Source organism: Polaromonas sp. P1_E12, assembly GCF_056405975.1.
Genome location: NZ_JBFUBB010000007.1, coordinates 299,585 through 314,854, shown reverse-complemented (window position 1 = coordinate 314,854; position 15,270 = coordinate 299,585). Strand labels below are relative to the sequence as shown.

The window sequence follows — 15,270 nt, the reverse complement described above, 5'->3', positions numbered from 1 at the left end:
ATGCCAGTCTCCATCAGCGGCTTTACCTTTATTCGCAACGGCGTGGGCCTGGGCTTTCCCTTTGAGGCCTCCATCCGCTCCCTGTTGCCCCTGGTCGATGAATTCGTCGTGGCAGTGGGCAAGGGCGAGGACGACACGCTGGAGCGCGTCAAGGCCATAGGCGACCCGAAAATCCGCATCATCGAAACCCTGTGGAACGAGCGCATGGCCGACCGCGGCTTTGTGTATGCACAGCAGAAAATGATCGCGCAATATTCGTGCACCGGCGACTGGGCTTTCTACCTTGAAGGCGATGAAGTCGTGCATGAGGGCGAACTGGCCGCCATACGCGCCAGCGTCGAGCGCCACCACAACAACCCGGCCGTCGAGGCGCTGGTCTTCGATTACCTGCATTTTTACGGCTCGCCCGACTGGATCTCCATCAGCCCCGGCTGGTACCGCCGCGAATGCCGTTTGATCCGCAACACCATACGCAGCTATGCACCCGATGGCCAGTACTGGCTGGTGACCACCCGACACAAGCGCGGGCGCAACCCGCAGGCCGCACTGGCCAACGCGCATATCTACCACTACGGCTGGATACGCCGCAACGAGGAAATGCAGAAGAAGCTGGACCAGGTCAGCAAGTACTGGGGCGAAGCCCTGGCGGCGCAGATCACCTACAGCCAGTTCGACCGCCGCGCCCTCGCCCCATTTACCGGCACGCACCCCGAGGCCGTGCGGCAATGGCTGGCCACCGAGGCTGAACCGGTCCTGAACCTCGACCCGGCCTACAAGCCCACGCCCAAGGAAAACAAATACCATTTCATGCGGCAGGTGGAGACACTGACCGGTCTGGACTTCAGCCGCAAGCATTTCAAGCTGGTGGCCTGAGGCGTTTTCAGGAACCCGCGCCCTTCACCGCCATCGCCGAAAAGTACAGCGCCTCCTGCTGCAGTGCGATTTCCCGCCACTGGTAATGCGCGGCAAAGGCCGCCGCGCCCTCTGACAGCGTTTCCCGCAGCGCGGCCTGGCCCAGCAAATCCCCCAGCACCCGCGCCAGTTCGCCCGCATCCCGGGGATCGTCCAGCAGCATCGCATTGGCACCCTGCACCAGCAGCCCGGCGATGCCGCAATACTTCGGCCCGCTGACCACCACCGGCAGGCCGTGGGCCATGGCCTCCAGCACCACCATCGCAAAGGTGTCCTCGAAGGTGGGGTGCACCAGGATATCGGCGGCTTCGTAGGCTGGGCTGACGTCTTTGAGCGCACCCAGGAAGAACACCCGCGCACCGAGTTTGAGCGTCTCGGCCAGCGCGCGGAATTCTGCAATATGGGCCGGGTTGCCCACCACCGCCAGCACAACCTCGGCCGGCAGTTGCATCAGAGCCTGCAGCAAAGCCTCCAGGCCCTTCTTGCGGTAATCGTTGCCCACAAACAGCAGGCAACGGCCCTCTGCCGGCAAGCCCAGCCGAGCCCTCGCCTCGCGTTTTTGATCCGCCGTCACCGGCAAGCTGGGCAGCGTGATGCCCGGGGTCACGACCGAAACGGCCGCGCGGCACGCCGGATAGGCGGCCTCCATGATGGGCCGCAGACTTTCGGAGGTCACCACCACCTGCCGGCCTGGGTGCGGCGTATAGCGCGCGCGCTCCAGTGCCAGGTAAGCCAGCAGACGCGGGCTGGTGACAACCTTGATCCAGCGCAGGAAGCGGCGCAGCCCACCGCGACCCTGGAACAGGCTGTGTTTGACCGGCATCACGTGCACCGTCTGCACCTCGCCGTGCCAGGTGTTTTCATGCGAGTGCACCACGTCGAAGCCGCGGCGCGTCGCCCACCAGGTTGCTGTGGCAAACCACAGCTGGTTGATCCAGCGCGGCTTGCGTATCGGGGCCGATACCTTGTGATAAGTCACGCCGGGCCACTGGTGATCAATTTCCTGCGCGAACACATGCACTTCGTGCCGGGCCGAGAGTTGTTCAACCAGGGCGATGGAATAGCGCTCAGCGCCGCCGCCGGTCGGCGAAAAAGTGCGGTTGAAGACGGCAACGCGCAGTTTCTGGGATGGGGAATCGGGCGGGCTCATTTTTTCCGGCGGTCCTCGTAGGCCGTGGCGATCTTGAGCCAGAACACCGGCAAGGTGGTTGAGCGCAGTACGGGCACCCGCGGCAACTGCAGCAGATCAGCGCCGCTATGGCAGCGACTGCGCTGTGTGGTGGTGGCGGTAGCAAAACCCAGTTCCCGGACCAACTCGACGTGCCTGGCCTCGTAATGGCCGTAGGGATAGCAGAAATGCTCGACCGGCCGGGCTATGACGGCCTCCAGCCCGGTTTTTCCGAGCACCATCTCCTGGCGACAACCAGACTCGTCGGTTTCCAGCAGATTGACGTGCCGGTACGTATGCGAGCCAATCTCCTGCCCGCCCGCCACCCATTGGCGGATCTCGGCCTCGTCCATCAGCGGTGTCTGCGGAATGCCGATGTTCTCGTCCCAGATATTGGTTTTGCCCAACAACCCGCTGACCGCGTAGCAGGTAGACGAAAAGCCATGCTTCACCAACGCCGGCAGAGCATGCGTGAGGTTGTTCCGGTAGCCGTCGTCAAAAGTGATGCCAATCACCCTGCCGCTGCGCTCGCCCTGCAGGTAAGGTTGCAAGGCGCTCATGGACAGGCCGGTGTAACCGAGTAGTTTGAGCCAGGCCATTTGCCGCGCAAAGGCCGCAGGTGCCACGTACAGGCCGCGAAAAGGGCTGCCCTTTGGCGGCGCCTCGGCGATCTGGTGATAGACCAGGATGGGAATGGGCTGGCGGTTCTGGCTGAACATTGAAAGGGGCATGAAGGTCACAGCAGCACGATGTCGTATTGTTCCTGAGCCATCGCCGCTTCCGCCTGCAGGGAAATGGGTTTACCGATGAAGTCGCTCAGGCTGGCCAGGTGCTGGCTCTCTTCATCGAGGAAAAGTTCGATCACCTTGGGTGAAGCCACCACCCTGAATTCGCGCGGGTTGAACTGCCGCGCTTCGCGCAGGATTTCGCGCAGGATGTCGTAGGTCACGCTCCGCGCCGTTTTAACCACGCCTTTGCCCATGCAGGCTGCGCAGGGCTCGCAAAGCTGGTGGGCCAGGGATTCGCGGGTGCGCTTGCGTGTCATCTCCAGCAGGCCCAGTGCGGAAAACCCGTTGACACTGGTCTTGATGCGGTCTCGTGAAAGCTGTTTCTGAAATTCGGTCAGCACCGCATCTCGGTGGTTTTCCTTGATCATGTCGATGAAATCGACGATCACAATGCCGCCAAGGTTGCGCAGGCGCAGCTGCCGGGCAATCGCCTGCGATGCCTCGAGGTTGGTCTTGAAAATCGTGTCGTCGAAGTTGCGGGCGCCGACAAATCCACCGGTATTGACGTCGACGGTTGTCAGCGCTTCCGTCTGGTCGATGATCAGGTAACCGCCTGATTTGAGATCGACCCGCCGGCCCAGTGCTTTGGCAATTTCCTCGTCAATGTTGAACAAGTCAAAAATAGGACGTTCGCCACCGTAGTGCTGAAGCTTCGGCTCGGTTGCCGGCATGAACTCCACAGCAAATGCCTTCAGCTTTTCAAACTGCTCACGTGAATCAATGCGGATGGTCTGCGTTTCCTCTACCACCAGGTCGCGCAGCACGCGTTGCAGCAGATTAAGGTCCTGGTGCAGCACGGAAGCGGGGGGTAAACGCACAGACGCATCCTTGATCCGTCCCCAGGTCTTGCGCAGGTAGGTGATGTCCTCTGCCAGTTCAGCGTCTGTCGCATCCTCGCCGTTGGTTCTCAGTATGAATCCGCCACCCATGTCCGCAGTCAGGGCCTGAACCCGTTGACGAAGCTCTTCGCGTTGCCTGGGTGGTATTTTTTGCGACACACCGATATGGTTGTCCTGCGGCAAAAACACCAGCAACCGGCCGGCAATGCTGATTTGCGCGGTCAGCCGCGCGCCCTTGGTGCCTATCGGGTCTTTGAGGACCTGCACCATGACGGCCTGCCCTTCGAACAGCTGCTTTTCAATCGGCTGTAACGACGCCATGGCCGGTGACGTCAAGCCGCCAGCCGCCTGGGCATCCGTGTCGGCATGGCGGCTGTTGATGCTGCTCATGAGATCGGCCACGTGCAGAAAGGCTGCTCGGTCCAGTCCGATGTCGATAAAGGCCGACTGCATGCCGGGCAGCACGCGGGCGACCTTGCCCAGGTACACATTGCCGACCAGGCCGCGTTCCAGGGTGCGTTCAACGTGAAGCTCCTGCACTGCGCCGTGTTCGACCACCGCCACCCGGGTTTCCTGGGGAGACCAGTTGATCAGGATGTCTTGTTGCATGTCTTTTGGGAGATTGAGTTGGCTTGGGGGCGCTAGAGGCGGATACCCGCGGCCTGCAGCAGCTGGGCGGTTTCCCTCAGCGGGAGCCCCATGATGCCACTGTAGGAGCCATCGATACGGCTGATGTGCATCGCCACCCTGCCCTGCACGGCATATGCGCCGGCCTTGCCCATAGGCTCGCCACTGGCCACATAGCTGCGGATCTGCGCGGTCGTCAGCGCGTCAAAACTGACACGCGAAATGCTCAGCGCCTCGAAACGACGGCGCCCGGACTGCACCGCCACGGCGGTCAGCACCCTGTGCGTACCGTCCGAAAGCTCGCGCAGCATGCGGGCCGCGTCTTTCGCGTCCTCCGGCTTGCCGTAAATCACCCGCCCCATGGCCACCGTAGTGTCCGAACAAAGGATGGGCGCCGGCGGCAGTTTGCGCCGCTTCATGCGGGTGACCGCGGCATCCAGCTTCAGGCCGGTGACGCGCTGGACGTAGGTGGCAGGCGCTTCATTCTTGAACACCGCCTCCAGCGATTCGGCGTCCTCATCGGCGTCCGGCAGCAGCAGTTCGTGACGCACGCCGAGTTGCTCCAGCAGTTGTCGCCGCCGTGGGCTTTGCGAGGCCAGGTAGATAAATTCAGGCATACAGCAGGTTATTCAGGTATTTGGATATTCAAACCAGCAGGAGCCGCGGAACTGGCTTTGCCGGGCCGCAGGCGCAGCGGCCCCCTCGGGGGCAGGAAGCTACACGAAGGGAGCGACCGTGGGGGCTTCATCACTCTCTGTGGTAAGGATGGTTGATCGTGATGCTCCAGGCGCGGTAAAGCTGCTCAATCAGCAGCACACGCACCATGGCATGCGGCAAGGTCAGGTCCGAGAGGCGCAGGCGCTCGTGCGCGGCCTGCTTGAAGCCGGCGTCCAGCCCGTCAGGCCCGCCGATCACGATGGCGACGTCGTCACCGGAGAGTTGCCAGGCTTTGAGTCGTTCAGCCAGTGCCACGGTAGTGACGGCCGTGCCGCGTTCATCGAGCGCCACGACGCGGGTGCCGCGGGCGATGCTCGCCTCTATGCGCCCGCGCTCGGCCGACAGCAGGTTTTCCAGGGTCTTGGAGGCGCGAGGCTCGGTCTTGACGGCTTTGAGCTCGACTTTCAGCTCTGGCGGGAAGCGCTTGGCGTAGTCGTCATAGGCCGTTTGCGCCCAGTCGGGCACTTTCTGGCCGACCGCTACGATCGTGAGCCTCATTTGCTCCGGGACGGAGTTTTCCTGGCGGCGGGTTTGCGGGCTGCTGTTTTAGCGGCGGTTTTGGCCGCAGTTTTCTTCGCCGCCACCTTTTTGGCTACGGGCACTTTGACAATTGGTGTCTTAACCGCAGGTTTTGCCGATGACCTGGCAGGAGCCGCTTTGGCGCCTGCCCGGGCCGGCTTGGCGGCTGGTTCGGTCGCAGGCGTGGCGGCATTGCGCTTGGCGGTCCAGTCGTTGGTCTTGCCGACCCGGCCCACATAGCTTGAATCGGGGGCCGTCGGCGCCTTTGCAGGTGCTTTGGCCGCCGACTTCGCGGTGGTCTTTGCGCCTGGTTTCGCGGAAGTTTTCGCGCCAGCGCGGGAAGTCTTGGGTTTGGCCTCCGGTTCGGCCTCGGATTTGGACGCCTTCACCAGTGGCGCGGGCGCGCCCAGCTTGAGTTTGATGGGCTTGTCGCCCCAGAGTTCTTCCAGATGGTAGTACTGGCGAATGGTCGGCTGCATGATGTGCGCCACAGCGGCGCCGCAATCAACAATGATCCATTCACCGTTGTCTTCGCCTTCGATGCGCGGCTTGGCAAAACCGGCGTCCCGCACGGCATCCCGCACGCTGGCGGCCAATGCCTTGGTCTGGCGGTTGGAGCTGCCGGAGGCGATGATCACGCGCTCGAACAATGACGTGATGTGCTCCGTGTCAAACACCTGGATGTCCTGCGCCTTGACGTCTTCCAGACCGTCAATGATGGCACGCTGCAGTTTCTGCACGTCCTTTTTGTCGGCGGCGGCGGAGGTTTTGACGGTGGTGGATGTCATGCAGTGTTTTGCTTCGATAAAGTGGGAAATTAATGGGAACCGTACAGCTGGTGAAGTGAAATATAACGCGCAACGGCTTCAGGGACCAACTGGGTAATTCCCCCTGTCACCGCGGCTCCGGAGGCCATTAACTGGCGAATCTGGGTGGCGCTGACAGGCATCAGGGGAAGATTGAGCAGGACAAAACGGTTGCTGCGGCTTTCGTAGGACTCAAATTGAGCTCCAGCCAGCGTGGATTGTGCGCGATCAGCTATACAAATTATAGCGAGGTCAAGAATGTCCTGCCACCGGTGCCATTGCCTGAAGACGGCAAACTGGTCTGCGCCAATGAACAGGTAAAGCTGGGCGCCCGGATTCTCCTCCTGGAGCGCCAAAAGCGTGTCAATGGTGAAAGTCGGCCCGGTGCGTTGCACCTCGCGCTCATCCACCCGAACGCCGGAAATATCGCCAAAAGCCAGCCTGGCCATGGCCAGCCGGTGAGCCGGCGCGCTCAAGGCGCGGGATTTGTGCCAGGCGTGGCCGGTCGGAACGACATACAAGGTATCAAGGCCAAACTGCCTGATCGCCTCTTGAACCAGTGCAACGTGTGCGCTGTGCGGCGGATCAAACGCACCACCAAACATGCCGATGCGCTTTTGCGCAGGTGACGGCGTTGCCATCAAACCCAGTCCCGTCTCGGCAAAAACTCCGTATACAGGCGCTCTTCAGGGCTGCCAGTCTCTACGCCCCGCTGATAAGACCAGCTCGCCAGCGGCGGCATGGACATCAGGATCGACTCCGTGCGCCCCCCGGATTGCAAACCAAAGTGCGTGCCGCGGTCCCACACAAGGTTGAACTCCACATATCGGCCGCGCCGGTAAAGCTGGAATTCGCGCTCCCGCTCACCATATGGCGTGTCCTTGCGCCGCTCAACAATTGGCAAATAGGCCTGCAAGAAAGAGTCAGCCACACTTTGCATCAGGGCAAAACTCCGGTCCGGCCCCAGCTCCTGGAAGTCGTCAAAGAAAACGCCGCCAATTCCACGCTGCTCCTGCCGGTGCTTCAGGTGAAAGTACTCATCACACCATTGTTTGAACCGGGGGTACTTGTCGTCGCCAAACGGTGCCAGCGCGTCCTTGCAGGTCTGGTGGAAATGCACCGCGTCCTCTTCAAACCCGTAATAAGGCGTCAGGTCCATGCCTCCACCAAACCAGCAGACGGCCTCGCCCGAGCCTGCCACCGGGGTCGCGGCCAGCATGCGCACATTCATATGGACTGTCGGCACGTAGGGATTACGCGGGTGAAACACCAGCGAAACCCCCAGGGCCTCAAACGGTGCGCCTGTCAATTCCGGACGGTGCTGCGTCGCCGAAGGCGGCAGCTTGGGGCCCCGCACATGCGAGAACCCGCAGCCGGCACGCTCAAACACCTGGCCCTGCTCCAGGATCATGGTGATGCCATTGCCCTGCAGCGTCTCGCCGGGCGCTTTCTGCCAATGGTCCGCCGTGAAGGACTGGCCGTCGATCCCGGAAACCGCGCCGGTGATGCGCTGCTGCAGCGCCAACAGAAAGTCTCGAACGCTTGAAATATCGGTCATGCTGCAGTGTTACCCGAAGGGCGGAGGGAAAAACCAGCGCTCATTTGGCGATCAAGACTTGACCGCGCGCCAGCCGATGTCTTTGCGGTACTGCGCACCATCAAATCCAATGTCCTGGGCAACTTCGTAGGCACGTTGCTGCGCGGCCTTCACCGTGCTGCCGAGTGCCGTCACGCACAGGACCCGGCCGCCAGCCGTTACCGTCGAATCGCCCTGTTTTCGTGTTCCGGCATGAAACACCATCGCGTCTTCGGCCGCATCGGCGCCTTTTTGCAGCCCATGAATCACGTCGCCCTTGCGCGGGCTCAGTGGATAACCGTGCGCAGCCATCACCACCCCCAGGGCTGGCCGGCGGTCCCAGTCCAGCTCGATCTGGTCCAGCGCACCCGAGGTGGCGGCCATCATCACCTCATACAGGTCGGTTTTGAGGCGCATCATGATCGGCTGCGTCTCCGGGTCGCCCATGCGGCAGTTGAATTCCAGTGTTTTCGGTTTGCCTTCCGCATCAATCATCAGGCCGGCATACAAAAAGCCGGTGAACGGAATGCCGTCTTTTTCCATGCCCTTGATGGTCGGCAGGATGATCTCGCGCATGGCGCGGCCGTGCACTTCGGGGGTAACGACCGGGGCCGGTGAATAGGCTCCCATTCCGCCGGTATTCGGGCCTTCATCGCCGTCCAGCAGGCGCTTGTGGTCCTGGCTGGTCGCCATGGCGGCCACATTCTTGCCGTCGCACATCACGATGAAACTGGCTTCTTCACCCTGCAAAAATTCTTCAATCACCACCCGAGCGCCACCCTCGTTGTGTGCCACGCCAAGCGGGTTGAAGTCGGGATTTGGCGCCAGCATGAATTCGATGGCCTCGTGCGCCTCGTGCAGCGTCATGGCCACCACCACGCCCTTGCCGGCCGCCAGGCCGTCGGCCTTGACGACTATCGGGGCGCCTTTTTCGTCCACGTAGGCGTGGGCCGCCGCAGCGTCGGTGAAGGTTTCATATTCAGCCGTCGGAATACCGTGGCGCTTCATAAAGGCCTTGGAGAACGCCTTGGAGCTTTCCAGCTGCGCCGCCGCCTTGGTCGGGCCGAAGACCCGCAAGCCGTGCGCACGGAACTCGTCAACGATACCGGCCGCAAGCGGCTGCTCGGGGCCCACCACTGTCAGCGCGATCTTTTCGGTCAGCGCCCATTCGCGCAGCGCCTTCACGTCGGTGATGTCAATATTTTCAAGGCGCGCATCCAGCGCAGTGCCGCCATTGCCTGGGGCGACATACACCGCCTGAACCTTGGGAGACTGCGCCAGTTTCCAGGCCAGGGCGTGCTCACGGCCACCGCCGCCCACCACTAAAACTTTCATGCTGCTGCTTTCATTGTGTGCCTGGCTTTGCTTTTGCTGTTGTGGTGTTGTTGCTTCATTGTGGCTGCGTGTTTGGTTTTCTTATTCAGACAACTCGGCGTTATGGAACACATCCTGGGTATCGTCCAGGTCTTCCAGCACGTCCAGCAGTTTTTGCATCTTGCGGGCATCCTCGCCGGCAAGTTCTATGGTGTTGTCGGCGCGCATGGTGACTTCGGCAATCTCGGGCTTGAGGCCGGCGGCTTCCAGCGCGTTCCTCACGGCTTCAAAGCCCGTGTAAGGCGTCAACACCTCAATGGCACCGTCTTCATGCGTGATGACGTCGTCGGCGCCGGACTCCAGCGCGACTTCCATGATCTTGTCTTCGCTGGTGCCGGGCGCAAAAATCAGCTGGCCGCAGTGCTTGAACTGGAAAGCCACCGAGCCTTCGGTGCCCATGTTGCCGCCATGTTTGGAAAAAGCGTGCCGCACTTCAGCCACGGTACGCACCTTGTTATCGGTCATGCAGTCCACGATGATGGCCGCACCGCCGATGCCGTAGCCTTCGTAGCGGACTTCCTCGTAATGCACGCCTTCCAGGCTGCCCGTGGCCTTGGCAATGCCGTATTTGACGTTCTCATTGGGCATGTTGGCCGCCTTGGCCTTGTCCACTGCCAGACGCAGACGCGGATTCGTGCCCAGGTCGCCGCCGCCCATGCGGGCCGCCACCATGATTTCACGCATCACACGGGTCCAGATGCGCTGGCGCTTTTCATCCTGGCGCCCCTTGCGGTGTTGAATATTCGCCCATTTACTGTGACCGGCCACGAAGAATCCCTTTTCAGACTGATTAATTGATTTAATCTACAACCCGCATTTTACTTTTTCACTCCAGGACACCCCATGGCCGAGCCGTTACTGATTGCCAAGCACGATTCCATCCACTGCGAGATCCTTCCCGCCCTGGCCAACCGCCATGGGCTGATCACCGGCGCCACGGGTACCGGCAAGACCGTCACGCTGCAAACACTGGCCGAAAACTTCTCGAAAATCGGTGTCCCGGTCTTCATGGCCGACGTCAAAGGGGACCTGACCGGCATCAGCCAGGCCGGCACCATCGGCGACAAAATGGCCACCATCCTCAAGGAGCGCGGCATCGACCTCCCCGAATCGCTGGCCTGCCCCGCCACGCTGTGGGACGTCTTCGGCGAACAGGGCCACCCCGTGCGCGCCACCATTTCCGACATGGGCCCGCTGCTGCTGGGCCGCATGCTCAACCTCAACGAAACCCAGGCCGGCGTGCTCAACCTGGTGTTCAAGATTGCCGACGACAACGGCATGCTGCTGCTCGACCTCAAAGACCTGCGCGCCATGCTGCAGTACGTCGGCGACAACGCCAGCGAGTTCACCACCAAGTACGGCAACGTCAGCGCCGCCAGTGTGGGCGCCATCCAGCGCGGGCTGCTGCAGGTCGAAAGCCAGGGCGGCGACAAGTTCTTCGGCGAGCCCATGCTCAACATCAGCGACTTCATGCAAACCGTTGATGGCAAAGGGGTGATCAACATCCTGGCCGCCGACAAGCTCATGAACTCGCCGCGCCTCTACGCCACCTTCCTGCTGTGGATGCTGTCCGAGCTGTTCGAACAACTGCCTGAAATTGGCGACCCTGACCAGCCCAAGCTCGTCTTCTTCTTTGACGAGGCCCACCTGCTCTTCAACGAAGCGCCCAAGGTGCTGGTGGAGCGCATCGAGCTGGTGGTGCGCCTTGTGCGCTCCAAAGGCGTCGGCGTGTATTTCGTGACACAAAATCCGCTGGACATTCCCGATTCAGTACTGGCACAGCTTGGCAACCGGGTGCAGCACGCCCTGCGCGCCTTCACCCCCCGCGACCAGAAAGCCGTCAAGGCCACCGCCCAGACCATGCGGCAAAAGCCCGGCCTCGACATCGAAACCGCGATCACCGAACTGGCCGTTGGCGAGGCCCTGGTGAGCTTTCTCGACAGCAAGGGCCGTCCCAGCGTGACGGAACGCGTTTACGTGCTGCCGCCCGGCAGCCAGATCGGTCCCATCACACCGCCACAACGCCAGCTGCTGCTGCAAAACTCACTGGTGGCCGGTGCCTACGAAAAGACCGTAGACCGCGAATCGGCCTACGAAGCCATCAAAGGCCGCGCGGAAGTCGCGGCCACGGAAGCGGCCAAAGCTCCCCAGGGCGGCGCGGCCGGCCAAACCGATTCGGGCGGCATCATGGGCGGGCTCAACGACGTCCTGTTCGGCACCACGGGCCCGCGCGGCGGCAAACACGACGGCCTGGCGCAAAGCATGGCCAAGTCCGCCGTGCGTACCATGGGCTCGGCCGTGGGCCGGGAAATCATCCGCGGCGTCCTCGGCAGCATCTTCGGCGGCAAAAAACGCTGAGCCTGCGCACAGACCCGGTGCGTTCGGCCGGGCCTGTCGCAAATTAACGACCCGGCAAAACTGCCGGGCTTGTCAATCCCGGCACGCATCGCTACATTGGATTTTTTAAGGATCCGCAATGCCTGCTGAAGTTGCCGCCAAATCACCCGATCCAAGGCCGGCCTCCCCCTCGCCTGTTTCTGCGCCTGCCTCCTCCACAGCTCCGGCCAGCCCTGCGGTCTCCCACATCCGATTGACCTCTCACGCAGGAGGTTATGGCGCCTTGCCCATCCGCTGGGCCGCCGCCACTGCCACCGAACGCGGCCCGGTGGTGGGCACCACCACCAAACGCAGCCACCGCAACGTCATCGGCACGCACAGCGGCTCGTACAGCGTCTACCGCGCGCTCGCCGTTGCTTCCGGCGCGCTCAAGGCCAGCCACAAGGCCGACCTCACCAACACCTCGCCGACCGACGTGATCGGCCCCTACCCGCAATGGAGCGAGCCTGGCCGTATCGTCGCCATGGACCCATGGGGCGCGATGGTGGCCGACGTTTTTTCCAGTGAGCTGGCAGCGGGTTACGACATCCGGCCAACCATCGCCGTAACCCAGGCCCACGTGATCCTGCCCGAGGTGATCGAAGCCCTGCAGTCCGGCAGGCTCAAGGCCGACGGCAAGTTTTTGACAGCCGGCGGCGCGGCCATGGTGACCAAGGTCGCCGTTGAACCGGTCTGGTACCTGCCCGAAATTGCCCGGCGCTTTGGCTGCAGCGAAACCGATTTGCGCCGCGTGCTGTTTGAAGAAACCGGCGGCATGTACCCCGAGCTCGTCACCCGCAGCGACCTGGAAGTCTTCCTGCCGCCCATCGGCGGCCTCACGGCCTACATCTTTGGCCGCCCGCGCGACCTCGCCAACCCCGACATCGAGCTCACAGCCCGCGTGCATGACGAATGCAACGGCTCCGACGTCTTCGGCTCAGACATCTGCACCTGCCGCCCCTACCTCACACACGCCATTGAAGAGTGCATCCAGGGTGCCCAGCGCGGCGGCGTGGGCCTTGTGTCCTATTTCCGCAAGGAGGGCCGGGCGCTCGGCGAAGTCACCAAATTCCTGGTCTACAACGCCCGCAAGCGCCAGGTGGGCGGCGACACCGCCGACCAGTACTTCAACCGCACGGAATGCGTGGCCGGCGTACAGGACATGCGCTTCCAGGAACTCATGCCAGACGTGCTCAACTGGCTGGGCATCCGCAAGATCCACCGGCTCGTTTCCATGAGCAACATGAAGTACGACGCCATCACCCGCTCGGGCATCGAGGTAGTTCAGCGCATCAATATTCCCGAGCACATGATCCCGGCCGACGCCCAGGTCGAAATGGACGCCAAGATGGCCGCAGGCTATTTCACCCCCGGCGCGGTGCCCGACGCCGAAGAACTGAAAAAAGCCAAGGGCCGGGGGCTGGATGTCTGAAACCACACCCGCTCCTGACAGTCCCAGCAACCCCGCCAACGCCACCTATACCATCGCCGGAAACCTGCGCGGGATCAGCGCCGCCGCAGAATTGCGTTCCACCAGAACCATACGCGCCCGCGCCTCTGCCCTGCTTGAGCGCGCACGCCGCGGCGAATCCGCCTGGTTTACCGTCAACGACGGCGCCATGACCACCGCCGCTGCGCTGGTTGCTGAAATCACCCGCGCCCGCTACCCGGACCTGGACATTCCGTACCACAGCCGCTGGCGACATTTTGAAGCTGGCGGCATTGACCGCCTGGGTTTACTCAATGCAGCACTGGCATCCGCCACGCCTGCCGGGCGCGCCCGCGCGCAGATTGACCTCGCGCTCATCAGCGTGCTGCTGGACGCCGGTGCCGGCGCCCAGTGGCACTACCTCGAAGCCGCCCAGGGAGAGCATCCCTGCAGCGAATACAGCCGTTCCGAAGGCCTGGGGGTGGCAAGTTTTCACGCCTTCATGGCTGGGCTCTTTTCCAGCGATCCACAGCAACCGCTGCAGGCCGATGCCCTCAAGCTCAAAACCATTACCGCAGACCAGCTTGCCCTGGCTTTTCAGGTCACGCCCGAAAACCCGCTGATCGGCCTCGAAGGCCGCGCCGCGCTGCTGCGGCGCCTCGGCCAGGCACTTCAGGACCAGCCTGCGCTCTTTGGCCAGCGCGGCCGTCCCGGCCATTTGTTTGAAGCGCTGGCGCAACCCGGGCAAAGTGCTATCGAGGCGCACGAGCTGCTGTCGGTGCTGCTCACCAGCCTCTCGTCTATTTGGCCAGCCCAAAATGTCATGGGCAACATTCCCCTGGGCGACTGCTGGCAGCACAGCGCGGCAGGCGACGATGAATCCGAAAAAGCTGGGCCCAGCCATGGCTGGATGCCTTTCCACAAGCTGTCGCAGTGGCTCACCTATTCACTGCTGGAGCCTTTCGAGTGGGCCGGTGTGCAGGTCAAAGGGCTAGACGCGCTGACCGGCCTGCCCGAATACCGCAACGGCGGCCTGTTCCTCGACGCCGGTGTGCTGGTGCTGAAAGACCCGGCCCAGGCTGGGCGCCTGCATGCCGCCGGCGACGAACTCATCGTGGAGTGGCGCGCGCTTACCGTGGCCCTTCTCGACGAGCTCGCGCCACTGGTGCGTGAGCAGCTGGGATTGACCGCCGAGCAGATGCCGCTGGCCTGCGTGCTCGAAGGCGGCACCTGGGCCGCAGGGCGTGCACTGGCACAGCAATTGCATCAAGGTTTGCCGCCCCTGAACATCGAAAGCGACGGCACCGTATTCTGAACATCGATCCCGAAAGATGCGCGGACCCGACGGGCACAGGCACAGGTAAAAGCAGAATAAAAATAACAACCGAACAAAACAAAGACAGAACACAGAGGCACACAAGAAAATGACCATCCAGAGCAACAAAGTCCACCTGATCGACCACCCGCTGGTACAGCACAAGCTCACCCTGATGCGCCGTAAGGACGCCTCCACCAACACCTTCCGCACCCTGCTCAACGAGCTCAGCATGCTGATGGCCTACGAGGTCACGCGTGACATGCCGATGCAGGACATCGAGATCGAGACCCCGCTCGAAATCACCACCTCCAAAGTCATCGACGGCAAGAAGCTGGTGTTTGTCTCTATCCTGCGCGCCGGCAACGGCATTCTTGAAGGCATGCTCAGCGTGGTGCCCGGCGCCCGCGTCGGCCACGTCGGCCTGTACCGCGACCCGAAAACCCTGACGGCGGTCGAGTACTACTTCAAGATGCCGCACGACATGGAAGAGCGCGACATTGTCGTGGTCGACCCAATGCTCGCCACCGGCAACTCGGCCATCGCGGCGGTCGAGCGGCTCAAGGAGCTCAACCCCAAGTCCATCAAGTTCGTCTGCCTGCTGACCTGCCCCGAAGGCATCAAGGCCCTGCAGACCGCCCACCCGGACGTGCCCATCTACACCGCCGCCATTGACCGCGAACTCAACAGCCATGGCTACATCCTGCCGGGCCTGGGCGACGCGGGCGACCGGATCTTCGGAACCAAATAAGGCCTCCGCCCTTTATGGACGTGCGCAAGCAGCTCCTGAATTGATAGCAGTTTCCAGACACCGCCAACCCACC

15 protein-coding genes are annotated in these 15,270 nt (G+C 62.4%); 5 read left to right on the top strand and 10 right to left on the bottom strand.

Going from position 1 to position 15,270, the window contains the following annotated elements:
* Positions 1 to 873 (top strand): glycosyltransferase family protein, encoded by an 873-nt coding sequence (locus AC1D13_RS19765; RefSeq protein ID WP_457280822.1) that lies wholly within the window; start codon positions 1 to 3, stop codon positions 871 to 873.
* A 7-nt stretch (positions 874 to 880) separates the two neighbouring features.
* Here the strand turns inward: AC1D13_RS19765 and AC1D13_RS19760 are convergent, their stop codons facing one another.
* The 10 genes from AC1D13_RS19760 to AC1D13_RS19715 all read right to left on the bottom strand — a co-directional run bounded on the left by AC1D13_RS19760 (position 881) and on the right by AC1D13_RS19715 (position 10,094).
* Positions 881 to 2,062, bottom strand: a complete 1,182-nt coding sequence (locus AC1D13_RS19760) for a glycosyltransferase family 4 protein (protein WP_477690158.1) — start codon at positions 2,060 to 2,062, stop codon at positions 881 to 883.
* Entirely contained in the window at positions 2,059 to 2,799 is a 741-nt protein-coding gene (locus AC1D13_RS19755; protein WP_477690157.1) for a polysaccharide deacetylase family protein, read from the bottom strand. The genes AC1D13_RS19760 and AC1D13_RS19755 overlap by 4 nt, the downstream gene beginning before the upstream one ends.
* Positions 2,800 to 2,816: 17 nt before the next feature.
* Positions 2,817 to 4,316 (bottom strand): ribonuclease G, encoded by a 1,500-nt coding sequence (rng, locus tag AC1D13_RS19750; protein ID WP_477690156.1) that lies wholly within the window; start codon positions 4,314 to 4,316, stop codon positions 2,817 to 2,819.
* 32 nt (positions 4,317 to 4,348) lie between these two features.
* On the bottom strand, positions 4,349 to 4,951 hold the full coding sequence (locus tag AC1D13_RS19745) for a Maf family protein (protein WP_457280818.1): 603 nt from the start codon (positions 4,949 to 4,951) through the stop codon (positions 4,349 to 4,351).
* A 130-nt stretch (positions 4,952 to 5,081) separates the two neighbouring features.
* On the bottom strand, positions 5,082 to 5,549 hold the full coding sequence (gene rlmH, locus AC1D13_RS19740) for a 23S rRNA (pseudouridine(1915)-N(3))-methyltransferase RlmH (RefSeq protein ID WP_436154540.1): 468 nt from the start codon (positions 5,547 to 5,549) through the stop codon (positions 5,082 to 5,084).
* Positions 5,546 to 6,358 carry a ribosome silencing factor gene (gene rsfS, locus AC1D13_RS19735; RefSeq protein ID WP_477690155.1) on the bottom strand — a complete coding sequence of 271 codons (813 nt, stop codon included), beginning with the start codon at positions 6,356 to 6,358 and terminating at the stop codon, positions 5,546 to 5,548. Before rsfS ends, rlmH begins: the two co-directional genes overlap by 4 nt.
* A 29-nt stretch (positions 6,359 to 6,387) precedes the next feature.
* A complete protein-coding gene (nadD, locus tag AC1D13_RS19730) occupies positions 6,388 to 7,017 on the bottom strand; it encodes a nicotinate (nicotinamide) nucleotide adenylyltransferase (protein WP_457280816.1) in 630 nt (209 codons plus the stop codon).
* Positions 7,017 to 7,934: an oxygen-dependent coproporphyrinogen oxidase gene (gene hemF / locus AC1D13_RS19725; protein ID WP_457280815.1), complete on the bottom strand. Its 918-nt coding sequence runs from the start codon at positions 7,932 to 7,934 to the stop codon at positions 7,017 to 7,019. The genes nadD and hemF overlap by 1 nt, the downstream gene beginning before the upstream one ends.
* Before the next feature lie 51 nt (positions 7,935 to 7,985).
* Complete coding sequence (gene purD, locus AC1D13_RS19720; protein ID WP_457280814.1) at positions 7,986 to 9,287, bottom strand: phosphoribosylamine--glycine ligase; 1,302 nt, start codon at positions 9,285 to 9,287, stop codon at positions 7,986 to 7,988.
* Positions 9,288 to 9,368: 81 nt separating this feature from the next.
* Positions 9,369 to 10,094, bottom strand: coding sequence for a YebC/PmpR family DNA-binding transcriptional regulator (locus AC1D13_RS19715; protein WP_457280813.1), 726 nt, complete (start codon positions 10,092 to 10,094; stop codon positions 9,369 to 9,371).
* Positions 10,095 to 10,169: 75 nt separating this feature from the next.
* Here AC1D13_RS19715 and AC1D13_RS19710 point away from each other — a divergent pair, with 75 nt between their 5' ends.
* The 4 genes from AC1D13_RS19710 (at position 10,170) to upp (ending at position 15,197) form a co-directional block, all read left to right on the top strand.
* Positions 10,170 to 11,684, top strand: a complete 1,515-nt coding sequence (locus AC1D13_RS19710; RefSeq protein WP_477690154.1) for a helicase HerA-like C-terminal domain-containing protein — start codon at positions 10,170 to 10,172, stop codon at positions 11,682 to 11,684.
* 118 nt (positions 11,685 to 11,802) lie between these two features.
* Positions 11,803 to 13,134, top strand: coding sequence for a GTP cyclohydrolase II (locus AC1D13_RS19705; protein ID WP_457280811.1), 1,332 nt, complete (start codon positions 11,803 to 11,805; stop codon positions 13,132 to 13,134).
* A complete protein-coding gene (locus AC1D13_RS19700) occupies positions 13,127 to 14,446 on the top strand; it encodes a URC4/urg3 family protein (protein WP_457280810.1) in 1,320 nt (439 codons plus the stop codon). Before AC1D13_RS19705 ends, AC1D13_RS19700 begins: the two co-directional genes overlap by 8 nt.
* A gap of 109 nt (positions 14,447 to 14,555) precedes the next feature.
* The gene (gene upp / locus AC1D13_RS19695) at positions 14,556 to 15,197 is read left to right on the top strand and encodes a uracil phosphoribosyltransferase (RefSeq protein WP_457280809.1); all 642 of its coding nucleotides are present in this window, start codon (positions 14,556 to 14,558) and stop codon (positions 15,195 to 15,197) included.
* The last annotated feature ends 73 nt before the right edge of the window (positions 15,198 to 15,270 follow it).